The sequence below is a fragment of the Mycolicibacterium insubricum genome, assembly GCF_010731615.1.
GTDB lineage: Bacteria > Actinomycetota > Actinomycetes > Mycobacteriales > Mycobacteriaceae > Mycobacterium > Mycobacterium insubricum.
On sequence record NZ_AP022618.1, the window covers coordinates 460065 to 485273 of the forward strand.

Annotated in this window: 15 protein-coding genes; 3 read left to right on the forward strand and 12 right to left on the reverse strand. The window is 70.1% G+C overall.

Annotated elements, in window-relative coordinates; all coding sequences use genetic code 11:
* Positions 1–8: 8 nt before the first annotated feature.
* Positions 9–1475, reverse strand: coding sequence for a class I adenylate-forming enzyme family protein (locus tag G6N16_RS02180; RefSeq protein ID WP_083033059.1), 1467 nt, complete (start codon positions 1473–1475; stop codon positions 9–11).
* Positions 1476–1617: 142 nt separating this feature from the next.
* Between G6N16_RS02180 and G6N16_RS02185 the strand changes: the two genes are divergently transcribed.
* Complete coding sequence (locus G6N16_RS02185) at positions 1618–2901, forward strand: PucR family transcriptional regulator (RefSeq protein WP_234805997.1); 1284 nt, start codon at positions 1618–1620, stop codon at positions 2899–2901.
* A gap of 21 nt (positions 2902–2922) precedes the next feature.
* On the opposite strand, the gene G6N16_RS02190 is transcribed toward G6N16_RS02185, so the two are convergent.
* The 9 genes from G6N16_RS02190 to glf form a co-directional block, all read right to left on the reverse strand.
* On the reverse strand, positions 2923–4482 hold the full coding sequence (locus tag G6N16_RS02190; RefSeq protein WP_083033058.1) for an acyl-CoA carboxylase subunit beta: 1560 nt from the start codon (positions 4480–4482) through the stop codon (positions 2923–2925).
* On the reverse strand, positions 4479–10055 hold the full coding sequence (gene pks13, locus G6N16_RS02195; protein ID WP_163787739.1) for a polyketide synthase Pks13: 5577 nt from the start codon (positions 10053–10055) through the stop codon (positions 4479–4481). The genes G6N16_RS02190 and pks13 overlap by 4 nt, the downstream gene beginning before the upstream one ends.
* 43 nt (positions 10056–10098) lie before the next feature.
* The gene (fadD32, locus tag G6N16_RS02200; RefSeq protein ID WP_083033056.1) at positions 10099–11991 is read right to left on the reverse strand and encodes a long-chain-fatty-acid--AMP ligase FadD32; all 1893 of its coding nucleotides are present in this window, start codon (positions 11989–11991) and stop codon (positions 10099–10101) included.
* Positions 11992–12260: 269 nt separating this feature from the next.
* The gene (locus G6N16_RS02205) at positions 12261–13328 is read right to left on the reverse strand and encodes a cutinase family protein (RefSeq protein ID WP_083033055.1); all 1068 of its coding nucleotides are present in this window, start codon (positions 13326–13328) and stop codon (positions 12261–12263) included.
* 66 nt (positions 13329–13394) lie between these two features.
* Entirely contained in the window at positions 13395–15383 is a 1989-nt protein-coding gene (gene zomB / locus G6N16_RS02210) for a terminal beta-(1->2)-arabinofuranosyltransferase (protein WP_407663613.1), read from the reverse strand.
* Positions 15361–16275, reverse strand: a complete 915-nt coding sequence (locus tag G6N16_RS02215) for a decaprenyl-phosphate phosphoribosyltransferase (protein ID WP_083033053.1) — start codon at positions 16273–16275, stop codon at positions 15361–15363. The genes zomB and G6N16_RS02215 overlap by 23 nt, the downstream gene beginning before the upstream one ends.
* Complete coding sequence (locus tag G6N16_RS02220; RefSeq protein WP_234805998.1) at positions 16272–16772, reverse strand: phosphatase PAP2 family protein; 501 nt, start codon at positions 16770–16772, stop codon at positions 16272–16274. Before G6N16_RS02220 ends, G6N16_RS02215 begins: the two co-directional genes overlap by 4 nt.
* Positions 16773–16893: 121 nt before the next feature.
* The gene (locus G6N16_RS02225) at positions 16894–18855 is read right to left on the reverse strand and encodes a glycosyltransferase (protein WP_083033052.1); all 1962 of its coding nucleotides are present in this window, start codon (positions 18853–18855) and stop codon (positions 16894–16896) included.
* On the reverse strand, positions 18852–20057 hold the full coding sequence (gene glf / locus G6N16_RS02230; protein WP_163787740.1) for a UDP-galactopyranose mutase: 1206 nt from the start codon (positions 20055–20057) through the stop codon (positions 18852–18854). Before glf ends, G6N16_RS02225 begins: the two co-directional genes overlap by 4 nt.
* Positions 20058–20579: 522 nt before the next feature.
* Here glf and G6N16_RS02235 point away from each other — a divergent pair.
* Positions 20580–21557: a hypothetical protein gene (locus G6N16_RS02235; RefSeq protein ID WP_083033946.1), complete on the forward strand. Its 978-nt coding sequence runs from the start codon at positions 20580–20582 to the stop codon at positions 21555–21557.
* Between the two features lie 305 nt (positions 21558–21862).
* Entirely contained in the window at positions 21863–23473 is a 1611-nt protein-coding gene (locus G6N16_RS02240) for an N-acetylmuramoyl-L-alanine amidase (protein WP_163787741.1), read from the forward strand.
* A 165-nt stretch (positions 23474–23638) separates the two neighbouring features.
* Here the strand turns inward: G6N16_RS02240 and G6N16_RS02245 are convergent, their stop codons facing one another.
* Both G6N16_RS02245 and G6N16_RS02250 read right to left on the reverse strand, forming a co-directional pair.
* Complete coding sequence (locus G6N16_RS02245) at positions 23639–24457, reverse strand: HAD family hydrolase (protein WP_234806021.1); 819 nt, start codon at positions 24455–24457, stop codon at positions 23639–23641.
* Positions 24454–25206: a lysophospholipid acyltransferase family protein gene (locus tag G6N16_RS02250; RefSeq protein WP_083033480.1), complete on the reverse strand. Its 753-nt coding sequence runs from the start codon at positions 25204–25206 to the stop codon at positions 24454–24456. Before G6N16_RS02250 ends, G6N16_RS02245 begins: the two co-directional genes overlap by 4 nt.
* Positions 25207–25209 lie beyond the last annotated feature (3 nt).

Below are 25209 nucleotides of genomic sequence, written 5' to 3' on the forward strand. Positions count from 1 at the left end.
GTTCGAGGTCAGGATCGCGCGGCGGCGGGCGCGGCGAGTTTGCGCAGCACGGGTTTGTCGATCTTTCCGATCGCGTTCTTCGGCAGGCTGTCCAGCACCGTGATCTCCACCGGGAGTTTGTATTTCGACAGCAGACCGGCGAGATGCGCGGCGATGCCGTCGGAGGTCGGGGCGGGGTCGGTCAGCGAGACGAACAACACCGGTTCCTCGCCGTAGAGGACGCTGGGGCGTCCGACCACCGCCGCCTCGACGACGCCGGGCAGCTGGTAGGCCGCGTTCTCGATCTCCTTCGGGTAGATGTTCTCGCCGCCGCGGATGATCATGTCCTTGGCCCGGTCGATGAGCACCAGGTAACCGTCCTCGTCGATGAGGCCGATGTCGCCGGTGTGCAGCCACCCGTCGACCAGGGTCCGCGCGGTTTCTTCGGGCCGATTCAGGTAGCCGCGCATCACGTTGGGTCCGGCGATGGTGACCTCCCCCGGGAGGCCCCGGGGTACCTCGTTGCCGTCGGTGTCGACAATGCGGATTTCCTGGCCGGGCAGCGGGATGCCGACGGTGCCGGGCTTGCGCGGGCCGTGCAGCGGATTGCCGGTGCTCGCGCACGACCCTTCGGAGAGCCCGTAGCCTTCGATCAGGCCGAACCCATAACGGTTCTGGAACCGTTCGAGCAGTTCGACGCTGGCGGGCGCGGCGCCGCACACGGCGAACCGGACTGCGCTGGTGTCCGGTTTCACGTCGGCGGGTAGCCCGGCGAGCATGGCGTAGATGGTCGGCACGGCGGAGAAGTAGGTGGCGCGGCTGGCCTCGAGGCGATCGAAGAAGGTTCCGGGGTCGAACCGGCCGGCGATGGTGACGCGGCCCCCGACGATCAGCGGCGACAGCGTGCTGACCACGATGCCGTTGACGTGGAACAGCGGCAGGATCAACAGGCTGTGGTCGGCGGCGGTCAGCTCGAAGCCGTCGATCACCATGGCGCACATGGCTTCGACGTTTCCGTGGTCGAGCATCACGCCCTTGGGCCGGCCGGTGGTGCCGCTGGTGTAGATGAGCAGCGCCAGGTCGTCGCCGGTGACCGGTGCGGCGGGTGCCGTCGGGGCGTCGGTCACGGCGAGGTCGGCCGTCGTGAGCACCGTCGCGTCGTCCTCGAAGTCCGGTGCGCTGTCCACGATCACCACCGCGGCCGCCGCGTCGCGGATCTGGAAGACGGCCTCGGGGCCGGTCAGGGTCGGGCTGATCGGGGTGACGACGGCGCCGAGCCGCCACGCCGCGAACAGCGCGACGACGAACTCGGCCTGGTTGGGCAGCATGACGGCGACGACGTCACCGGCGCGGATCCCGTGTGCACGCAGGACGGCCGCGGCGCGCAGCACGGCGGCGAGAAATGCGGCGTTGTCCAGGCTGGTGCGGTCGTCGGCGACGGCCGGTGCCGCGGGCGCCTCGGCGCCGCGGCGGTCGGGCAGTGTCACAAGGGTCATGGGAAGTACCTAGCGCGGTCGGTTGATGTGGTCGATGCACGAACGGTAGCGGTCTATGAGGTGGGTCACATCGTTGTCGGGCGATGAATTCACTTCCGCGGGTTGTTTCATAGAGACAAACCGGACGGCTTAGGCTGGGTTCGTGGCCACGCCCGCCCCGCCCGGCGACACCGCCGTCGCAGCCGCTCTCGGAGCGATCATGAGTCGGATCAGTGCGCACCAGGACCGGGTCGTCGCCACCGTGGAACGGCGGATCGTCACCGAGATCACGCAGCTTCGCGACGATTCCGGTCTCGGCGACCTGCTCGGCGCGAGCGTGGCCGGCAACGTGGACACCATCTTCCGGGCGCTGCGGCACCAGATCCCCATCCACCGCGTCGAACCGCCGACGGCGGCCCTGGAGTACGCCCGACGGGTGGCCCAGCACGGCATTCCGATGAATGCGCTGATCCGCGCCTACCGGCTCGGCCACGCCCTGGTCCTCGGCGCCATCGCCGAGGAGCTGGAGACCACGGACCTGGAACCACAACTGCGCCTCGCGGTGTTCGAGCAGATCACCGACATCAGCTTCCGGTATGTCGATTGGATCTCTCAGCAGGTGTCGGTGGTCTACGAGCATGAGCGTGACCGCTGGCTGGAGAACCGCAACAGCGCCCGCGAGATCCGGGTCCGCGAGGTGCTGATCTCCGATGACGGTGACACTGACGCAGTCGCGGCGGCGATCGGCTACCCGATGCGTCGGACGAACCTGGCGCTGATGTTGTGGCGCCCCGAGGCCGGGGAGGTCGGCGACGACCTGATCGGCCTGGAGCGCTTCCTCCGCGCTCTCACCGAAGCGCTTTCCGCACAGGGTGACTCACTATTCGTCGGTGCCGACCAGTCCTGCGGCTGGGGTTGGATACCGCTGTCCACCCGGGACGCGCCGGCGGTGGCCGCACGGGTGCGCCGGTTTGTCGGCGAGCATCCCGATGCGCCGGCCGTAGCCCTGGGGTCGGCGCTGCCCGGGCTGGACGGATTCCGCCGCTCGCACCGGCAGGCCCACCGCGCTCGGGGGATGGCGATCGCCATGGGATTGGCCGCGGGCGGGGTGATCTCCGCCGACGATCCCGGGTTCGCCACCGCCGCAATGCTCGGCGAGGATCTGGAGCAGACCCGCGACTGGGTGGCCGAGGTGCTCGGATCGCTGGCCACCGACACGGCGAACGACGCCCGGCTGCGGGAGACCCTGTGGGTGTTCCTGCAGCACGGGTCGAGCTACAAGGGCGCCGCCGCAGAGCTCAGACTGCATTTCAACTCGGTGAAGTACCGGGTCGTCCGCGCGGGACAGCGCCGTGGCCGCCCGATCGCCGACGAGCGGCTCGATGTCGAGTTGGCGTTGCTGGTGTGTCGATGGTTCGGGGGCGCGGTGCTGCAGCCCGGCGGGTGAACGTCCCGGCGCCGGGCGGGTTTACAGCGGGGTGAGGCCGTGCTTGCGGAGGACCTTCTTCTGAGGTTGCTTGTCGCGCAACATCTTCAGCGACTTGCGCAGCAGCAGACGGGTCTCGTGCGGCTCGATGACGCCGTCGATGTAGCCGCGCTCGGCGGCGATCCACGGGGTGGCCATGTTCAGGTTGTAGCCGTCGACGAAGTCCTGGCGGATCTTCTGCACCTCCGGTGCGGTCGGATCCGGGAAGCGCTTGACCAGCAGCTGGGCTGCACCCTCGGCGCCGATCACCGCGATGCGGGCGGTCGGCCAGGCGAAGTTCAGGTCCGCCGAGAGCTGCTTGGAGCCCATCACCGCGTAGCCGCCGCCGTAGGCCTTGCGGATCACGAACGTCACCTTCGGCACATCGGCCTCGACGATGGCGTTGAAGAACCGGCCCCCGCGCTTGATGATGCCCTTCTCCTCCTCGGCGACACCGGGCATCGCACCCGGGGTGTCGACGACGAAGACCAGCGGCAGGTTGAACGAGTCGCAGAATCGGATGAAGCCAGCGGCCTTGTCGGACGCCTCGTTGCCGACCGCACCGGACATGTACATCGGCTGGTTGGCGATCACGCCGACGGTGTTGCCGTCGACCCGGGCGAACGCGGTGATCATCTCGGGGCTGCGCTGGTCGGCGATCTCGAACACGTCGCCATCGTCGAAGATCCGCAGCAGGATCTCCATCATGTCGTAGGCCTGGTTGTCGTTGTCGGGCACCAGGGTGTCGAGTTCCATGTCGTGACTGGTGATTTCGGGTTCCAGGCCCGGGTTGACGACGATCGGGTCGTCGAAGGTGTTGGCCGGCAGGAAGCCGAGGTAGTCGCGCACGTACTGGTAGGCGGCGGCCTCGGACTCGACGACCTTGTGGATGTTGCCGCGCTGCGCCTGCACGTCGGCGCCGCCGAGTTCGTCGAAGGTGACGTCCTCGCCGGTGACGTCCTTGATGACGTCAGGCCCGGTGATGAACATGTAGCCCTGGTCGCGCACGGCCACCACCAGGTCGGTCTGGATCGGCGAGTACACCGCACCGCCGGCGCACTTGCCGAAGATCAGCGAGATCTCCGGGACCAGGCCACGCAGCATCTCGTGCCGGCGGCCCAGCTCGGCGTACCAGGCCAGCGAGGTCACCGCGTCCTGGATGCGGGCGCCGGCCGAGTCGTTGATACCGATGATCGGGCAGCCGACCATGGCCACCCACTCCATCAGCTTGGCCACCTTGCGGCCGAACATCTCGCCGACCGAGCCCTGGAACACCGTCTGGTCGTGGCTGAACACCGCGACCGGGCGGCCGTTGATCCGGCCGTGGCCGGTGACCACGCCGTCGCCATACAGCGCCGTCGGGTCACCGGGGGTCTTGGCCAGCGCGCCGATCTCCAGGAACGTGCCGGGGTCGAGCAGGTCGTAGATCCGCTGCCGGGCACTCGGGATGCCCTTCTTCTCCCGCTTGGCGACGGCCTTCTCCCCGCCCGGCTCGGCGGCCAGCTCCAGCCGCTCGCGCAGGTCGGCGAGTTTGGCGGCGGTGGTGTGCGGGGCTTCGGTCACTGGGACGCCTTCCAATCGTTCTGGATCTGGTCGATCGCCTGGCTCATGTGCGCACCGATCTTGGCGATGAACGGCTCATCGATGGCCTGGATGTGCTCCCCGCCAATATGCACGATCTCCAGATCGGGCACGTAGTCGCCCCAACCGCCGTCGGCCGCGCGGGTGGCGTATGCGGGCTCGAAGGTGATCGCGTCGTCCTGGTAGCGGTCGGCCATGTAGAGGACCATCCGCCCGTCGTACGGCTTGATCTCGACGACGTCGAGCGCCCGGTTGTCCAGGTACGACGTGCGCTGGTGCTCGATGATGCCGCCGGGGATCTGCACCCCGGCGTCGCGCACCGCGTTCAGCACGAACTGCACCTGACCGGCGTCGTCGAGCACCTCGAGTTCCTCGTACGGGATCGCCGGGATCTGCACGTTGAACGTCTTCTCGGCGAACTTGGCGTACCGATCCCAGCGGGCCCGGGTGCCCTCGGTGGAGGTGTCGATCGGCGTGCCGGGCCGGACGCAGTCGATGTTGCCGATGAACGACACCTCGGCGCCGGCCTGCTTGAGGCCGATCGCGCAGGCGTACGCCAGCGCCCCGCCGAGTGACCAGCCGGCCAGGATGAACGGCTTGCCCTTCTTCCCGTCGACCCAGCCGTTGAGCTCCAGCAGCTTCGGCACGTACTGCGCGGCACGCTCCTCGATGGTGCCCTCGACGCGTTCCAGTCCGATCATCGGCGTCCCGGCCGGCAGCCGGTTCAGCAGCGGTTCGTAGACGACCGTCGATCCGCCGGCGGCGTGGAACACGTAGACCGGGACCTGGTCGTCGGATTCGGCGGCCCGGATGGTGCGCACGAACCCGTCGAGCTCACCGGCCTCCAGGTAGTCCCGGACGACGGTGGCCAGCGCCTCGATGTTGGCGGCGCCGGTGACGTCGTCGGCGGTGATGGTGCCCTCGGCGCGCTCGGACAGCCGCGCCGCGAGCTTGCCGGCCGTCTCGGCGTCCACAGCAGGCAGCTCGTTGAAGATGCCGCCCGGGCTCTTGCCGGTGACGATCGCCCAGGTCGCGAACGTCAGCCGCTCGGCGGCGTCGCGCGGCGGGACGTCGGCGTTGAGCGCCGCGGCGACGGCCTCCTGGTTGAGCACCGCAGCGGCAGCCGCAAGATCGGGCTGAGCGGCGGGTCCCGACGGGTCGGTCGGCGGCGCCGGGACGGGCCCCGACGGGTCACTCGGCGGCGCGGGCAGGTCGGTGTGCGGATGGGTGTCCGCCGCGGCGACGGCCTTGCGGCCCAGCTCCTCGGCCTCCGGGCTCGCCTTCGCCGGCTCGGACTCGGCGGCCGGTTCGTTGGCGGCGCCGGATTCCAGCGAAGCCAGCCGCTCCTTCATCTCCGCGGCGGTGGTCGCCCCGCCCAGCAGTTCGGCCTGGGCCTTGGCGACCTCCTCCGCCGAAGCGGTCTGCTGGAACTGGTGCAGCCCGGCCACCTCGTCGCGGTGCTCGATCGCGTAGACGATCAGCTGCTCGACGTCGTTGATGTTGGCGTCGCGGACGGCCTGCAGCTGGATCGGCGGCAGGTCGAAGTCGTACTCGACGCGGTTCTTGATCCGCACGGCCATCAGGGAATCCAGGCCGAGCTCGATCAGCGGCACCTCCAGCGGCAGGTCCTCGGGCTCGTAACCCATGGCGCCGCCGACGATGGCGGCCAGCCGCTGCCCGACGGTCTCGCCGGAATCCGGAGACCACTTGGCGAACCCGGCGGCCAGCCCGGCGCCCGCGGTGAGGTTGTCGTGCAGGATGTCGGCGTCCTCGGCCGCGTCCACCGCGGCACCGGCCAGCGCCATCTCGGCGCCGAGCACACCCGCGCCGCCGGCCCCGGCGGCACCCGCCGCGGCGGCGGTGCCGGTGGCGACGGGCAGCGACTCGGCGGCCACCGCGACACCGGCAGCGGCCACCGGCAGCGCGGCGGCGGCACCGCCGCGGGTCACGACGGCGTCGTACACCAGGGTGAACGACTCGCCGATGCGGGAGTGCACCTGCACGGTCGCCCCGCCCGGGTGCCGGCTCAGGCTGGTCACCAGCCGTGATCCGTCGCCCGGGATGGCGCGCTGCTCGTAGGCGGTCAGCGTGGCGTCCGGGAACACCTGCGCGGCGGCGGCCTTGACCAGCGCCGCCAGGTCGCCGGCCGTCGGCTCACCCTTGGGCAAGTACTCCCAGACGTGCCGGCCGTCGGGCATGGCGACGTGGTTGCCGGGCATCATCACCGACGCGTCGCCGGTGAACCGGGCGGCCAGCCAGTGCGGCTTGCGGCGGAACTTCGTCGGCGGGATGTCGGCGTAGGCGGCGCCGTCGGTGACCGTCGAGGCGGGCGCGAACAGCGTGCGGAAGTCCAGATCGTGGCCGTAGACGAACAGGTTCGCCATCGCGACGGTCATCGAGTCGACCTCGTCGGCCTTGCGGGCCAGGGTCGGGATCAGCTGCGCGTCGGGCAGCCCGGCGGCCATGGTGGTCAGCCCGACCTGCATCAGCGCCACCGGGTTCGGGGCCAGCTCCAGGAAGGTGGTGTAGCCGGACTCCACCGCGTTGCGGATGCCCTGGGTGAAGTAGACGCTGTGCCGCAGCCCCTTCTTCCAGTAGTCCACGTCGTGGATCGGTTCGCCGCCGGGCCGCACGTAGGCGCCCTCGTGCACGGTGGAGAAGTAGCCGGTGGTCAGCGGGTGCGGCTCAATACCCTGCAGCTCGGCCATCAGCTCGCCGAGCAGCGGGTCCATCTGCTGGGTGTGGCTGGCGCCCTTGGTCTGCATCTTGCGGGCGAACTTGCCCTCGGCCTCGCAGCGGGCGATGATCGCGTCGACCTGCTCGGGCGGGCCGCCGATGACGGTCTGGTTCGGTGCGGCATAGACGCACACCTCCAGCCCCGGGAAGTCGGAGAACACCGTCGTGATCTCCTCGGCCGAGTACTCGACCAGCGCCATCAGCCGGATGTACTCGCCGAACAGCATCGCCTCGCCCTCACCCATCAGGTGAGCGCGGGAGCAGATGGTGCGGGTGGCGTCCGCCAGGCTCAGGCCGCCGGCGAAGTAGGCGGCGGCCGCCTCGCCGAGGGACTGCCCGACGACGGCCGCCGGCGCGGCGCCGTGCGCCCGCAGCAGCTCGCCGAGGCCGATTTGCAGGGCGAAGATGACGGTCTGCACGACCTCGATCGGGTACTCAACGGTCTCGTCGGTGTAGTCGATCGAGTCGTCGAGGATGTATTCGACGACGGAGTAGCCGCGCTCGTCCTGGATCAGCGCGTCGACCTTGTTGATCCACTCGGCGAACGTGTCGTTGTTCAGGTAGAGGGCCTTGCCCATCTTGCGGTGCTGGGAGCCGAAGCCGGCGAACACCCAGACCGGGCCTTTGGTCACCGGGCCGTCGGCGGCCAGCACCAGCGGGCTCTGCTTGCCCTCGGCCAGCGCGCGCAGACCCTTGACCGCCTCCTCGTGGTCGTGGGCCAGGATGACCGCGCGGGACCGGCCGTGGTTGCGCCGGCTCAGCGAGCGCCCGATCGACTCCAGCGACGCGGCGCGGCCGGCGGGGCTGTCGATCCAGTCGGCCAGCTCAGCCGCGGCGGCCCGCTTACGCGAGGTGAGGAACGCCGACACGGCCAGCGGCACGATGCGCCGCGGCGGGTCGGCCAGGTCGGCGGCGGCACGGGCGGTCAGCGCCTCGTCCAGCAGGCGGCGGGCCTCGTCGGTCAGGCCCGGCAGCTCGATCTCGGTGGCGTCGCTCTCCTCGCGCGCCATCTCGTCGTCGATGAATTCGCCGTACTCGTCCATCCGGACGCCGCCGGTGAAGTCGGCGTCGGTTTCCGGTGCCGGGGCCTTGGTCGGTTCCGGGGCGGGCGCTTCGGGCTCGACGAGATCCGACGGCAGCACCTCGCGGACCACCAGGTGCGCATTGGCGCCGCCGAAGCCGAACCCGGACACGCCGGCGATCTTGTGGCCGCTGTAGCGGGGCCAGTCGCTGACGGTGTCGACGACGCGGAGGCGTTCCTTCTCGAAGTCGATGTAGGGGTTGGGGCCGGCGTAGTTGATCGACGGCGGGATCTTGTCGCGGGAGATGGCCAGTGCGATCTTGGCGATGGACGCCGCGCCGGCGGCCGACTCCAGATGTCCCACATTGGATTTCACCGCACCCAGCAGCGCGGGCTTGTCGACGTCGCGGCCGCGGCCAATGACCCGGCCCAGGGCATCGGCCTCGATCGGGTCGCCGAGGATGGTGCCGGTGCCGTGCGCCTCGATCAAATCGACGGTGCGCGGGTCGATACCGGCGTCCTTGTAGGCCTTGCGCAGCACCTCGGCCTGGGCGTCGGGGTTGGGGGCCAGCATGCCGTTGGACCGGCCGTCGTGGTTGACCGCGGATCCGGCGATGACGGCCAGGATCTCGTCGCCGTCGCGCCGCGCATCGGCGACGCGCTTGAGCACCACCATGCCGCCGCCCTCGGACCGCGCGTAACCGTCGGCGTCGGAGCTGAACGACTTGATCCGGCCATCCGGCGCCAGCACGCCGCCGACCTCGTCGAAGCCGATGGTGACCAGCGGGGTGACCAGCGCGTTGACGCCGCCAGCCAGCACCACGTCGGCCTCACCGGAACGCAGCGCCCGCACGCCCTCGTGGATGGCGACCAGCGACGACGAGCAGGCGGTGTCGATGGCCATGGACGGGCCGCGGAAGTCGTAGAAGTAGGACACCCGGTTGGCGATGATGGAGCTCGCGGTGCCGGTGATGGCGTACGGGTGGGTGGCGGTCGGGTCGGCCACCGACAGGAACTGGTAGTCGTTGGTCGACGAGCCGACGAACACACCCACCGGGGTGCCGCGCAGCGCCGACGCCGGGATGCGCGCGTGTTCGAGTGCCTCCCAGGTCAATTCGAGCGCCATCCGCTGCTGCGGATCGATGTTGTCGGCCTCCATCTTGGCCAGCGCGAAGAACTCGGCGTCGAAGCCCTTGATGTCGGACAGGTAGCCGCCGCGGGTGCGGGCCCGGGCCACGCGCTCGGCGATTCGGGGCTCGGAGAGGAACTCCTCCCACCGGCCCTCGGGCAGATCGGTGATGGCGTCGCGGCCTTCCAGCAGCGCCGTCCACGTCTCGTCGGGGGTGTTCAGGTCGCCGGGGAAGCGGGTGGCCAGGCCGACGATGGCGATGTCGGCGGTGGCCGGGTCGATGTCGGCCGGCCGGGACCAGTCCTCGGCGTCGAGCTCGGCGGTGTCGACTTCCGGTTCGCCCTCGACGATCACCGTAGCCAGCGCCTCGATGGTGGGGTGGCGGAAGGCGACGGTCGCGGTCAGCGTCACCCCGGTCAGGTCCTCGATGTCGCTGGCCATCGCGACGGCGTCGCGCGAGGACAACCCGAGCTCCACCATCGGGGTGGACTCGCTGACGGTGTCGGCCTGCTGGCCGGTGGCGTTGGCCACCCAGTTGCGCAGCCAGGCCCGCATCTCCGGGACCGACAAGCCGCCGTTGTTCGCGGGGACCGCGGGCACGTTGGTGCCTTCGGTGGAACTGCCCGTGGAGGCGCTGTCGTCGGGGGTGGTGACGTTCTCGTCAGACATCGATTGCCCTCACATGGGTAGTCGCGGGTGGCCGGGGCCGGTGTTAGTCCAGTTCGTCGGGGAACGCGTTGGCGACCTTGCCCGACCGCAGCGACCCGTCCAGATACGCCGCCCGGCAGGCGCGCCGACCGATCTTGCCGCTGGAGGTCCGCGGGATGGCACCGGCCGGGGTCAGCAGCACGTCGCGCACGGTGACGCCGTGCCGGACGGCGATCGCCGCGCGGATGTCGTCGGTGATCGGGCCCGGCTCCAGCTTGTGCGTACCGGCGGCGCGTTCGCCGACGATGACCAGCTGCTCGGAGCTGTCGTCTGGGTCGCGCTTGAGGCCGGAGTGGGCATCGGCGAACACCTCGTCGGGCAGCTGGTTGGCCGGCACCGAGAACGCGGCGACGTATCCGACGCGCAGCGCCTTGCTGGCCTCCTGCGCGGAATACTCCAGGTCCTGCGGGTAGTGGTTGCGGCCGTCGATGATGACCAGGTCCTTGACCCGGCCGGTGATGTACAGGTCGCCGTCGTGGAAGGCGCCGTAGTCGCCGGTGCGGACCCAGGTGGCGTCGGGCTCGGCGCCCTCGGCGTGCGACGGCGTGGTGCGCGAGTTCAGCGTGTTGTAGAAGGTCTCCCGGCTCTCCTCGGGCTTACCCCAGTAGCCGGTGCCCATGTTGTTGCCGCTGATCCAGATCTCGCCGATCTGGCCGTCGGGCAGTTCGGCGCCGGCCTCGGCGTCCACGATCACCGCCCATTCGTCGATGCCGACCTTGCCGGCTGACGCCTGGGCGACGGCCTTCGGCGAGTCGTCGGACACCTCGACGAAGCGGCCCGCGTTGAGTTCGTCGCGGTCCACCGAGATGATCTTGGGCTCTTCCGACGACGGCGTGGTCGACACGAACAGCGTCGCCTCGGCCAGGCCGTAGGACGGCTTGATGGCCTTGGACGGGAAGCCGAAGGGCGCGAATGCCTCGTTGAACCGGCGCACGGTGGCCGCGGAGATCGGCTCGGAGCCGTTGAGGACGGCCTTGACGTTGGACAGGTCCAGCGGCGCCGAGCCCTCCTTGGGCACACCGCGCGCGGCGGCGTGGTCGAAGGCGAAGTTCGGGGCGACCGAGACGGTGCCGCCGGTGTCGCCCTCCTTGCGGGCCAGTTCGCGGATCCACCGCTCGGGCCGGCGGACGAACGCGGCCGGGGTCATGAAGGTGAAGCGGTAGCCGATCATCGGCGAGAGCAGCGCGGTGATCAGGCCCATGTCGTGGAAGAACGGCAACCAGGACAGACCGCGGTCGCCCTCCTCGCCTTCCAGTGCCTCCACCACCTGCAGCACATTGGTGGCCAGGTTCAGGTGGGTGATCTGCACGCCGGTCGGGATCCGGGTGGAGCCCGAGGTGTACTGCAGGTAGGCGATGGTGGTCTCGTCGGGCTCGTCCGGTGCGACCCAGGTGGCGGCGACCTCGTCGGGAATGGCGTCCACGGCGATGACACGCGGGCGGTCCTTGGCCGGCTTGCTGCGGAAGAACTTGCGCACGCCCTCGGCGGCCTCGGTGGTGGTCAGGATGGCCGACGGCTTGCAGTCGTCGATGACGGCGTGCAGGCGGCCGACGTGGCCCGGCTCGGACGGGTCGAACAGCGGAACCGCGATGCGGCCGCCGTAGAGCGCGCCGAAGAACGCCACCAGGTAGTCCAGGTTCTGCGGGCAGAGGATGGCGACCCGGTCCCCGGGCTGGGTGACCTGCTGCAGGCGGGCGGCGACGGCCTTGTTACGGGCGCTGAATTCGGCCCAGTTCAGGTCGTGCGCGACGCCGTCGCGTTCGGTCGAGAAGTCCAGGAAGCGGTAGGCCAGCTGGTCGCCGCGCACCTTCGCCCACTTCTCCACGTGCCCCACGATGCTGGCTCCCTCGGGAAACACGATCTTCCCGTCCTTGAGGAAGGGATTGTGGAACGCCATCTACCTGTCTCCTGTCAGCCCGGTCTGCACAGGTCCGCACGCCAGGTGGGCAGGCAAACCTCACAGATCGTACCGAGGCACGGGTGCGCCGCGACGTTTCCGCGAACACACCCGCACCCCGCCGCACGGTCTTAAATTCCTCTTAATGTTACTGGTCAGGATTTTGCCCGCCAAATCGCCCCGCCGGTGAGTCGGGAGAGCCTTAGTCGCTTCTCCGACTCCTGGCCGACTCCTCCCGCCTCGTCCCTCGGCGCTTCGTCGTCAGCCGGTCACCCGTGCTTGGGATGCGGGGCGTTGTCGATCAGGTTCTTGGCCCAGTTCTGCGTCCAGTCGGTGGCCGTCGCACCGTTGAGCACCCAGAAGTCCGGCGTCCCATACATGGCGTGCACCGGCTGGCCCGCTCCCCCGGCGAGGGTGTTGAGCGTCTCCGGCAGGTTGGTGACGTTGAACGCGCCGACGGGCGCATCGCAGATCAGGTCGCCGGGGGCGCAGATCTGGTTGGTGCGGTCGTCGAGTTTGCCGAAGCCGCCGGGCCGCGGGCCGGTCATGGTCAGCCCCATGCCGGACAGGAACGGCACCTCCGCCAGCGTGATCTCCGCGCCCTGGCCGGCCGGGTCGGGCCCGATATGCTGGCCGACGCCGGTCTGGCGGCGGCCGTCGGCGATCAACGTCACACCGAGCACCAGGTCCTCGTCGACCGGGCCCCGGCCGTTGCCGATGTCCCCGGCGATGTCACCGGCGATCACCGCACCCTGGGAGAAGCCGACCAGTACATAGCTGGTCAGCGGGCACTTCTCCGCCATCGCGGCCAGGGCGGCCTTGGTCGCCCGGTTGCCCTCGTCGCGGCTGGCGTTGTAGCTGATCTGGTTGTCCTGGGCGAACGGATTGTGGAACTGCGCGGTGTAGGGGACGGTGTACACCTGCACCCGGTCGGCGCCGAAATCATCGCCGATCACCCGCGACATCGGCAGCAACAGTGCGTGCGGGAACTGGATACCCGGATGCGCGGTGTCGTCGGTCGGGGAGGACTCCCAGGTGCCCGGGATCACCACCATCTGCACGTCCGGGCAGCTGGCGTCCTGGAACTCCGGGCGCGGTTTCTTGCCCGGCGTCGTGGGCGGTGTGACGACGACGCCCGGCTGCTGTCCGGCCTGACCCCCGGTCGGGGTCTTGCGCGCCTGGATCCAGACCAGCGTCAACACCAGCCCCACCGCGATGGACACCGCGGCGGCCGCCGCCAGGGCGAGCACGATCCGGCGGCGCCGCTGGGCGGGCGTCGCCTTACCGGCCGACTTCCTGCCGGTCGATTTCTTCGTCGACTTCTTCGCGCGGGCCATCAATCTCCCTGCCAGTACTTCGGGCGCCCCGCGGGCGCGCTGATTCCAAACTACCGGTCCGCCTGACTACGGTCCGGTCGCCGGCAGCCCGGTGTACTTGTCGCCCTTGAGCGGCGGGGTCGGCAAACCGCAGCGGGCCAGTTCGACCTCGGGCACCCGGTCGATGCGATAGCGGGTGAAGTCGGCGGCGTGCATCACGTTGGACAGGAACCGGCGCGGTCCCATCGGCCCGCGGATCGCGGACAGCATCGCTTCGGTCGCCGGGCACTTCAGCGCCGCCTGGGCCTCGATCACCCAGTTCTCGTCCAGGTAGGTCGGCAGGTACGGCGGCTCCTTGAGGAACGGCCCCTCGGCGACGGCCCAATCCGGGAACAGGTCCTTATCGTGCCCGATCCGGCCGTCCTCGATCCGCTGGGTGTGCATCGCGATGGGGTTGATCAGCCCGATCTGGTCGATGATCCTGATATCGAGCCCGACGTTCATGCCGAGCATGCCCATGTTGGTGAAGAAGACGGTGTGCGGCCCGATGTAGTCCGGTGTCCGCTCGGCGTCCGGCGGCGGGATGGCCGGCACCACGTCCCACTGGTCGTAGTTGCCCGACGGCAGCAGCAGCGCGCCGTCGGGGGTGTTGGCGATGGCCACCAGCACCGCGCGCATCCGTGGGTAGTTGAGGTAGTCCGCCGCGGTCAGCGGATGCGCGTGCCCGGTGGCCTGGGAGTAGAAGCGGCGCTCGTCGACGATGCCACTGTGGGTGACCCAGGTGCCGTCGCGACCCAGGCCGGGCGAGTTGGCCGCCCACAGCGACCAGCCCAGCAGCGACATCCACAGCACCGTCGTCGCACCGGCCAGCAGGTAGCCGGCCTCGCGGGAGATCTTGGTGCCGTCGGGAACCACGACGGGGATGACGGCCAGCGGCACCAGCATGCAGAACAGCGGGATCAGCAGCACCCGGCCGTGCATGAAGTCACCGCCCTGGCGGATCCAGTACACGGCCTGGACGAGCCCGGCGAACACGAACAGCCCGACGACCACCAGCGGGGCCTGCAGGGTGCGGGTCAACCGGGACGACCCGGCGGGGGCGCGGTGGCGCACCCACCACGGCCGGCTGCGCACCACCAGCAGCACCGCGCCCAGCCCCAGCAGCAGCACCGCCGGGATCCACAGCAGATACGGGTTGGCAAAGTTGGACAGGTACAGCGCGCCCTGCGCCCATTTCGCGCCGGAGGCGTCCTTGGCGACGGCCGGGCTCGGCACCAGCATGCCGTAGTAGCCCATCCGGAAAATCTGGTAGCCGACCGGCAGCAGGCCACCGGCGACGACGACAAGCAGCTTGCGCCGCCAGCCGGGGGAGGCCAGCAGCAACAGGATCAGGGCCAGGCCGCCGAGGAGCGCGAGCTCGGGGCGCACCAGCACCGAGAACCCGGCGACGGCCGACACCGCGGCCAGGAACACCGGGCCGTCGGGGGCGCCCTGCCCGGGCCCGGCGGTGCGCAGCCGCTGTGACCAGCAGACCATCATCCACCAGAGGACGCCGATGTAGGTCAGCGCCAGCCCGTTCTCCAGGCCGGAGGTGGCAAAGTCACGTGCCGGCGGCACCGCGATGTAGACGACGGCCCCGGCGGGCAGCAGCAGGGCGCGACGGCCCACCAGGCTCGGTGCGTACAGCCGGGCCGCGCCGAGCATGGCCAGCGCGACACCGGCGACGCTCAGGGCCAGAGCCAGGGCCAGGGCCACGTACTCCAGCCGGACCGGGCCGCCGACCCAGCCGCCCAGGTACATCAGGTAGGTCCAGGCCGTCGACGTGTTGGCCTCGACGCGTTCCCCGGCGTTGAACACAGGCCCGTTGCCGGCCAGCAGGTTGCGCACGGTCCGCAGCACGATCAGGCCGTCGTCGGCGATCCACCGGCGCTGCCAGGCGCCCCACGCGAACAGCAGCGAAACCACCAGCACCGAGCAGCCGAGGCTGATCCGGACCGAGGCCGAGTACGGGAATTTGGGCCAGCTCACCGCGGCCGTCACCGCGGGAGCCCGCTCAGTGGAGGAAGATCGCCGCAATGACGGACCCGATCCAGGCGACGGCCAGAATCTGCAGCACTCGGTCGCCGAGAGCGATGTCCTCGGGCTCGCCGGCTTCCCCGCCGTCGACGTCGACGGCGTAACGCAGGATCGCGATGGTGAACGGGATCATCGACACCGCGTACCAGGCGCCGCCGGTGGCGGCGTCCCGCTCGAACGCCCACAGGCCGTAGCAGAGCACCACCGCGGTCGCCGACAGCGTCCAGACGAACCGCAGGTAGCTGCCGGTGTAGCTCTCCAGCGACTTGCGGATCTTGGCGCCGGTGCGTTCGGCGAGCTGCAGTTCCGCGTAGCGCTTGCCGGCTGCCATGAACAGCGAACCGAAGGCCATCACCAGCAGGAACCACTGGGACAGCGGGATGCCCGCGGCCGCGCCACCGGCAATCGCCCGAATCAGGTAGGCCGACGAGACGATGCAGATGTCCAGCACGGCCTGGTGCTTGAGTCCGAAGCAGTAGGCCAGCTGCATCGCCAGGTAGATCGCGATGACCAGCGCCAGGTTGGGGTTGACGACGAAGTAGCTGACGCCCAGCGCGACGACGGCGAGGACGGCGGCGATCACGTACGCGAGCCACTCGGGCACCACCCCGGCGGCGATCGGCCGGTACCGCTTGGTCGGGTGGGCGCGGTCGGCCTCGACGTCGCGGGCGTCGTTGACCAGGTAGATCGACGACGCGGCCAGGCTGAACACCACGAAGGCGATGCCGACGCGGATGAAAACCTGCTTGTAGTCGTATTCCTTGTCGACACCGAGGGCGGCCAGCGGCGCGGCCAACACCAGTAGGTTCTTCACCCACTGGCGGGGCCGCATCGCCTTGATGACACCGGTCACCACGTTCGACGGCGGGCCCGCCTGCTTGGTGGTGCTCATGCCTCGTCTCCTGCCAGTCGGTCAGCGACCCGCGCAGTGGTGGCGGCCACCGCGGTTCCGACCAGCGCCCCGGCGACGACGTCGCTCGGATAGTGCACACCGGCCACCATGCGCGACAGCGCCATCGGCGGGACCAGCAGCCACGGCAGCCGGGATCCGGTGGCGCGGGCCATCAGAGCCGCGGCGGCGGCCGTCGACGTGGCGTGCGCGGACGGGAAGCTCAGTTGGCTGGGGGTGCCGACGTTGACCGCGATCGCCGGGTGCGACGGGCGCTGCCGGCGCACGATGCGCTTGATGACGACGGCCGCCGCGTGCGCGGCGAAGGTACCGGCGATCATGGCCAGCCAGTCGCGGCGGTGCCGCCGGGAAACCAGCACGCCCACCGCGCCGATGCCCAGCCAGCCGAGCGCGTGCTCACCGAAGTGCGACAGCGCGCGGGCCGCCGGCAGCACTCCGGGCCGGCCGGACAGCCCGGCCTGGACCAGGATCAGCGCCATCTCCTCGGGGTTCGGCGCCTCGATCACCTCGACGGCTTCGGCGCCGGGCGCCCCGACCGTCTGCGTCTCGGTAGCCTGCGTCTCGGCAGCTTGAGTTTCGGCAGCTTGAGTTTCGTCGGTCTCAGGCATCGGTGCGCCGATCGGCAGCGCCCCGGTCAACAGCGTCCCGATCGAACAAGACGGTCTCCCACTTCTGCTGGCTGGACAGCACCGGAAGGGCATCCCGGTAGATCCGGCGCATGGTGTCGAACTTACGGGCCAGCTTGGCCTGGCGGCGCAGCGACTCACGCAGCAGTTCGGCGGCCTTGGCCCGGTCCCGCTGCCGGTACACGACTCCGCGGCCGTCGGCCGTGGTGACGGTGACGCCGTCGGCCTTGCACAGCAGGAACCAGCGGGCATCCTGGGTGGGCACGTTCAGCTGGGGCCGCTGGTGGGCGGCTTCATCGGTCGGGCGCATCTGGTGCAGCAGCCCCTGTGCCAGCCGCAGCGCGATCATCGGCTTGGCCACCGGCGGGCGGTGCACCCGGACCCGGCCCGACGGCGCGGGCAGGGCGGTGGCACCGGGCAGCACGACGGCATCCGGGTACTGCTTGCGCAGCTTGTGCACGTCGGGCAGCGCCGATTCCAGGATGGAGAAGATGTGCTCGGGCCCGGCCAGGAAGTCGTCGATCGCCTTGTTCTGGATAGCGACGGTGGAGTACTCCAGGCACATCAGGTGCTTGACGGTGGCCTTGAAGTGGCTGGCGATCAGGCCGCGGACGTCGCCGTCCCAGTGCATGGCGGCCACCACCAGCCGGTTGCGCAGGTGGAAGTACGCCTGCCAGTCGATGGCGTCGTCCTTGTCGCTCCACGCCATGTGCCAGATCGCGGTGCCCGGCATGGTGACCGTCGGGTAGCCGTGCTCGGCGGCGCGCAGCCCGTATTCAACGTCGTCCCACTTGATGAACAGCGGCACCGGCTGGCCGAGTTCCTCGGCCACCGCCCGCGGGATCATGCACATCCACCAGCCGTTGAAGTCGACGTCGATGCGGCGGTGCAGCAGCAAGCTCTTGGCGTTGTCGGGGGAGTCGTCGATCAGCGGGTGCTTGGCGAAGTCGTGGTCGTACTCGGTGAACGGCGCGTTGGTCCACATGAAGTTGGCCCGGTTGACCACCTCGCCCATGACGTGCAGGTGCGACGGTTCCTGCAGGTTGAGCATCTGGCCGCCGATCAGCGTCGGCGACTTGGCGAACCGGGACAGCGCCAGCGCCCGCAGGATCGAGTCCGGCTCGATGCGGATGTCGTCGTCCATGAACAGGATCTGGGCGCAGTCGGTGGTGCGCAGCGCCTCCATCATCACCCGGCTGTAGCCGCCGGAGCCGCCGAGGTTGGGCTGGTTGTGGATGGTCAGCCGGTCGCCCAGCGGCGCGGCGGCGGCCGCGAAGCCCGGGTGGTCCTTGGCCTTGCTGGTGCCCTGGTCGGACACGATGACCGCACCGATGACGGCGTCGACCAGCGGGTCCGAGGTCAGGGCGGCCAGTGCGCTGACGGCGTCCGCCGGCCGGTTGAACGTCGGGATGCCGACGGCGACGTCGGCGCGGCCCGGCGCCTCCACCGGCGCGTACCAGGCCGCGCTGTGCACGGTGGTGGCGGTGTCGGTGGTGATGTCGAACCAGATCCAGCCACCGTCCTCGAACGGGGCGAGGCTGATCTCGAATTCGACCACCCCCGGCACGTCGGGGCTCGCAACCGGGGCGCCGCTGACGGTGATCCGGGCGCCGGTGGCCTTGGATCGGTACACGTCGACGCGGGCCGAACCGGTCAGTTCCACTCGCAGCACCACCGCGTCCAGGGTCGACCAGCGTCGCCAGTAGCTGGCCGGGAACGCGTTGAAGTAGGTGGCGAAGGACACCTCGGATTCGGCGCCGATCTCCAGGCTGGTGCGCGTGGGCGCGTGCGCGCGGCGCGCGTTGGTGTCGGACTCGACGATGTAGAGCTTCCGGACGTCCAGCGGTTCGCCTGGCCGGGGCAGGATGACCCGGGACAGCAGGCTGACGGCCCGGGATTCGTCGGAGCTGATCGGGCCGTTGGGGATGTCGCTCATGATGAGGCGCCTTCGTTGTCGGGCGGGGACAGTGGCGTTCCGTCGCGCAGGTGCGGGGCCAGCACGTTGTCGAACATGCTCAGCGCACTGGCGATCGCCATGTGCATGTCCAGGTACTGGTAGGTGCCCAGCCGGCCGCCGAACAGCACCCCGGCGGTGGCGGTTTCAGCCTTGGCGCGGGCCCGGTAAGCGGCCAGCAGTTCCCGGTCGGCTTCGGTGTTGATCGGGTAGTACGGTTCGTCGTCGTCGGCGGCGAACCGGGAGAACTCCCGCATGATGACGGTCTTGTCGTCGGGGTATTCGCGTTCAGGGTGGAAGTGGCGGAACTCGTGGATGCGGGTGAACGGGACGTCCGGGTCGTTGTAGTTCATCACCGGGGTGCCCTGGAAGTCACCGGTGGCCAGCACCTCGACCTCGAAGTCCAGGGTGCGCCAGCCCAGCCGGCCGTCGGCGTAGTCGAAGTAGCGGTCCAGGGGCCCGGTGTACACGACGGGGGCGTCGGGGTTCTCGGCGCGCAGCTGATCGCGCACCTCGAACCAGTCGGTGTCGAGGCGGACGTCGATGCGCTCATCGGCGGCCATGTTCTCCAGCCAGGCGGTGTAGCCGTCGACGGGCAGGCCCTCGTAGATGTCGTTGAAGTACCGGTTGTCGAAGGTGTAGCGCACCGGCAGCCGGGTGATGTTGGCCGCCGGCAGCTCGCGCGGGTCGGTCTGCCACTGCTTGGCGGTGTAGCCCTTGACGAACGCCTCATACAGCGGGCGGCCGATCAGCGAGATGGCCTTCTCTTCCAGGTTCGTCGCGTCGGCGGTGTCGATCTCGGCGGCCTGCTCGGCGATCAGCGCGCGGGCCTCGTCGGGGCTGAAGTAGCGGCCGAAGAACTGACTGACCAGGCCCAGGCCCATCGGGAACTGGTAGGCCTGCCCGTCGTGCATGGCGAAGACCCGGTGCTGGTAGCCGGTGAAGTCGGTGAACTGGTTGACGTAGTCCCACACCCGCTTGTTCGAGGTGTGGAACAGGTGCGCGCCGTAGCGGTGGATCTCGATGCCGGTCTGCGGCTCGGGCTCGGAGTAGGCGTTGCCGCCGATGTGCGGCCGTCGTTCGACGACGAGGACCCGTTTGCCCAGCTGAGTGGCCGCCCGTTCGGCGATCGTCAGGCCGAAGAACCCGGAGCCGACAACGAGGAGGTCGAAGCGATCATTCATCGGCTGCAAGGGTATCCGACTGCTCGCCGGGCGACGTTCAAGCGGCGGTCCCAACGGCCAACCGGTCACCCGAGCCCGAACCCGCCGCGATGAGGAGCCCGGCCATCAAGCACCGCCGAGCGACGATCAAGCGGCGGTCCCAACGGCCAACCGGTCACCCGAGCCCGAACCCGCCGCGATGAGGAGCCCGGCCATCAAGCACCGCCGAGCGACGATCAAGCGGCGGTCCCAACGGCCAACCGGTCACCCGAGCCCGAACCCGCCGCGATGAGGAGCCCGGCCATCAAGCACCGCCGGGCGACGATCAAGCGGCGCGCCAGCACGCCCGGCCCGGCCTCCGACACACCCCGGGCGCCCCCTGGGAGTGCCCGGGGAGTCCGCTGGGACATGGGGCGATCGCGATTCCCTCACGATTCGGTCTCGTCACCACTTTCACACCAGTCACACTCGTAACATCGATGACGTCGGTGGTCGGGCCTTTCGGCCACCGGGACATGACCCCCAGATATTGAGGAGACTTCCGTGCCGAACCGTCGTCGACGCAGGCTCTCGCGGGCCCTGAGCGCGGTCGCCGCCGTGGCCGTCGCAAGTCCGTTCGCTGCCGTTGCCACCGCCGAATTGGTGGCCGGCTCCCAGCCCAACACCGAGGCCCACGAGTTCACCCGGGCCGCCCTGGTTACCGATCTGCCCAACGAGCTGCTCTCCGCGCTGTCCTCGGGCCTGTCGCAGTTCGGCATCCAGCTGCCGCCGCTGCCGACCGGCCTGAACCCCTCGGGCGCGCAGCCGCTCACCGGCCTGGGCACCACCGGTCTGACCACGCCGTCGACCGGGCTGACCACGCCCGGCCTGACCAGCCCGGGCCTGACCACGCCCGGTCTGACCAGCCCGAGCCTCACCGATCCGGCGCTGGCCTCGCCGGGGCTGACCACCCCGTCCACCACCGGCCTGACCACCCCGGGGCTCACCACGCCGTCGACCACCGGGCTGACCACGCCGGGACTGACCACGCCGTCCACCACCGGCCTGACCACCCCGGGGCTCACCACGCCGTCGACCACCGGGCTGACCACGCCGGGACTGACCACGCCGTCCACCACTGGGCTGACCGAGGGGCTCAACCCCGCGCTCACCCCGGGCGGCGCCTCGCCGTCGTCGCTGACCAGCAACTCGCTGACCAGCCCGCTGGGCGTCGGTAACCCGATCGGGGCGCCGGGAGAGCAGCCGATCGCCGCGCCGATCGGCCTGGACTCGGGCGCGTCGACCTACCCGATCCTGGGTGACCCGTCGCTGAGCGGCCTGGGCACCACCGCCCCGGCCAAGACCGGCCTGGTCTCCGACCTGTCCAGCGCCGCCAACTCGCTGGGCGCCGGGCAGGCCGTCGACCTGCTCAAGGGCGTGCTGATGCCGACCATCATGGGTGCGGTGAAGTCGGCCGCCCCGGCGGCGGCAGCAGCCGCTCCGGCCGCTGCGGCTCCGGCCGCTGCGCTCCCGGCCGGCTGATCTCCGACAAGCCTGGAACAAAACGGCACCGCAGGGCGGCTCGTTCCCCTGCGGTGCCGTTGCGTTGCCGGCCTCGCATTCCCGACGACCACTCAGCACGTTTGCTGTGAGCCCAGATTCCCCGACCGTGACGCTTACTACCCGGCCTGGTTGATTCACGCTCACGTTCGGCGAGCACGAGGTTGACCCTGCCGCGAAGCGAGCCCCACTCATGCCCCGCGCGCCCAACTCCCGCGGTCACTTTGTCCTCATTAATGCCGTGTCGTAACAGAGACAACAAATGACACGTCCGTAACATCGGCCTCGTGCCGTCCCGTAGTACCCGCTCGCCGGTGCTGTTCTCCGCCCTCGCGGTGACGGCGCTGACCGTCTCGGCGTTCTACGGCGTGCTGCCCGGCACCTCCCGGAACGACGAGCCCGCGCCCACCACCCTGGCTGAGCAACCCCTCGAGGGCGTCGGCGGCGGCACCACCGTCCGCGAGATCAGCCAGGACAAACCGTTCTCCCTCGTCGCGCTGACCGGCGACGATCTCACCGGGACGAGCGCCAAGATCCGGGCCCGGCGCGACGACGGAAGCTGGGGCCCCTGGTACGAGGCCGAGGCGCTGGAATCCAACGCCGACGACAGCCAGCGGCACGGGCCTCGCGGCACCGACCCGGTGTTCGTCGGGCGCACCACCGCCGTGCAGATCTCGGTGACCCGGCCCACCCACGCCCCGGTCACCCAACCGCGGACCGGCGCGGGCCTGGGCTACAAGCCGGTCAACGTCGAGGAATCCATCGGGACGCACCTGAACGCCGTGCTGATCACGCCCCGGCAAGCCCCGGCCGGCGATGCGTCGACCCTGCCCACCGGCGCCGTCATCCCGGGTCAGCCACCGGCGATCATCACCCGCGCGCAGTGGGGCGCCGACGAGAGCATGCGCTGCGGCAACCCGGTGTACGACGACGGGGTGAAGGCCGCGATCGTGCACCACACCGCCGGCAGCAACGACTACGAGCCGTCGGATTCGGCGGCCATCGTCAACGCGATCTACGCGTATCACACCAAGACGCTGGGCTGGTGCGACCTGGCCTACAACGCGCTGGTCGACAAGTACGGCCAGGTCTTCGAGGGCCACGCCGGCGGGATGGACCGCGCGGTGGAAGGTTCGCACACCGGCGGGTTCAACAAGGACACCTGGGGCGTGGCGATGCTCGGCGACTTCGACGTCGTGCCGCCCACCGACGTACAGATCCGTCAGGTCGCCCGGCTGATCGGCTGGCGACTGGGGCTGGATCACGTCGACCCGAAGGGCACCGTCGCCCTGACCTCCGCCGGCGGTTCCTACACCTTCATCCCCGCCGGGGTGACGCCGACGCTGCCGACGATCTTCAGCCACCGCGACGTCGGCATCACCGACTGCCCCGGGAACGCCGCCTACGCGAAGCTCGGCGAGATCCGCGACCTTGCCGCCCGGTTCCTGGTTCCGCCCGGACCGCCGACGCTCTCCGATCAGCTCCGCGGCGGCGCCATCTTCGCCCGCTGGCAGGCCAGCGGCGGGGACAAGGGACCGCTCGGAGCGCCCACGTCGCCGGAGGCCGCCGCCGAGGGCGACGCTCGCTACTCCACCTTCACCCACGGCGCCATCTACTGGTCCCCGAGCACCGGTGCCGCCCCGCTGACCGGCGCGATCTACGCCGCCTGGGCCGACCTCGGGTACGAGCGCGGCCTGCTCGGCCTACCGACCTCCGGCGAGATCGACGAGCCCCAGTGGGTGGTGCAGAACTTCCAGCACGGCACGCTGAACTTCGACCGGGAGACCGGCCAGGTCACCCGGGTGGTCGACGGCGTGGCCCAGCAGTTGCCCCCGCCGGCCCCGACCGGCCCCCCGGTGCAGCTGGAACGCATCACCCCCATCGCGCCCGACGCGTAGCTCCCCACGCCGTCAAGGGTCGTGGCCACAAGCAACCCCGCGCCGAACGTCCACTGGACCGCGACGCTAACATCCCACCGCCCAACCGAACATCGGCCGAACGTCGTCTTGTGTGCCACCCGCTCGGCGTGTCGTCGAGCACGAGCCAACGTTCGTCGAGCAGACCTATCCGAACAGCCGCTCCAACACCACGGCCAGCCCGTTGTCGCGGTTGGTGGCGGTGACTTCGTCGGCGGCGGCCTTGACCTCGGGGTGCGCATTGCCCATCGCCACTCCGTGCCCGGCCCAGGTCAGCATCGCGATGTCGTTGGGCATATCGCCGAAGGTCAGCACCCGTCCGGCGTCGATCCCGTCGAGCGCGCCGATCGCGGCCACCCCGGTCGCCTTGCTGATGCCGTGCGGGACCACCTCGACCAGCCCGTTGTCGGTGCTGTAGGTCAGATCCCCCTGGCCGTTCAGGTGCGGGGCCAGCGCGTCAACCATCTCGGCGCTGGTGGCCCCGGTGCGCCGGATAAGCAGCTTGATCGCCGGCTCCGACAGCAGATCCAAAAGCGACACCTCGGTGTTGTCCGGGTTCAGCCAGGCGTGCTCATACCCCGGCGAGCTGACGAACTGCGGCGTGACGGCGTCGTGCGCGCCGGCCCCGACCCGTTCCACCGCCAACCCGGCGCCCGGGATCACCCGGGCGGTGATCTCGGCGAGTTCGGCCAGCACCTCGGCCGACAGTGTGTGCGCCGACAGGATCCGGTCGGTCGACGGGTCGTAGATCACCGCGCCGTTGGCGCAGACGGCGATCGGCGCGAAGCCGAGCCCGTCGACCACCGGCGCGATCCAGCGCGGCGGCCGTCCGGTGGCGAGCACGAACCGCGCGCCGTCGGCCACCGCGGAACTCACCGCCTCGCGGGTGCGCGGCGTCACCCGCTCGTCGTCGTCGAGCAAGGTGCCGTCGACATCGGTGGCGATCAACAACGGACGGGTGCTCACCCGCGACCTCCCTGAGCCCGGCGCCGAGCCCGCTCGGCCTCCTCGGCCGCATCGAGTTCGGCCGCTCGCGCCGGAGTGGGCGCGCCACCGCCGAGCCGGGCCGGAATCCATTGTGCGCCTGGCGAATACGGATAGGTCTCGATGACCTCGTCGAGCAGCCGGGCCATCGAGGTGTGCAGCGTCGCGTCGAGTTCGGCGACGGTACCCGTCGGCGCGATCGACTCGCCGACGGCGACGGCGATCGGGATCTTGTGCCGGCCCAGCCGCCGGGGATGATCCTTGGTCCAGATCCGCTGGGTGCCCCAGACGATCATCGGGACGATCGGCACCTCGGCCTCCAGCGCCATCCGCGCCGCCCCCGACTTGAACTCCTTGAGCTCGAAGCTGCGGCTGATGGTCGCCTCCGGGTACACCGCGACCAGCTCTCCGGCGCGCAGATTGTCAACGGCGACCGCATACGCCCCGGCGCCGGCGCTGCGGTCCACCGGGATGGTCTTGGACCGGGTGATCAGGAAGTTGACGCCCGGAACGTCCTTCATCTCGGCCTTGATCATGAACCGCAGCGGGCGCCGGCTGGGCTTGGTCGCCATCGCCGCCGGCAGCCAGTCGATATAGCTGGTGTGGTTGATCGCGACCACCGCCCCGCCCTCCGGCGGGATGTTCTCCAGGCCGGACAGGGCCAATTTGCTGCCCACCGCGCGCAGCCCCAGCGTGCAGGCGACCTCCAGGCTGCGGTACACCGGTTCCATCGG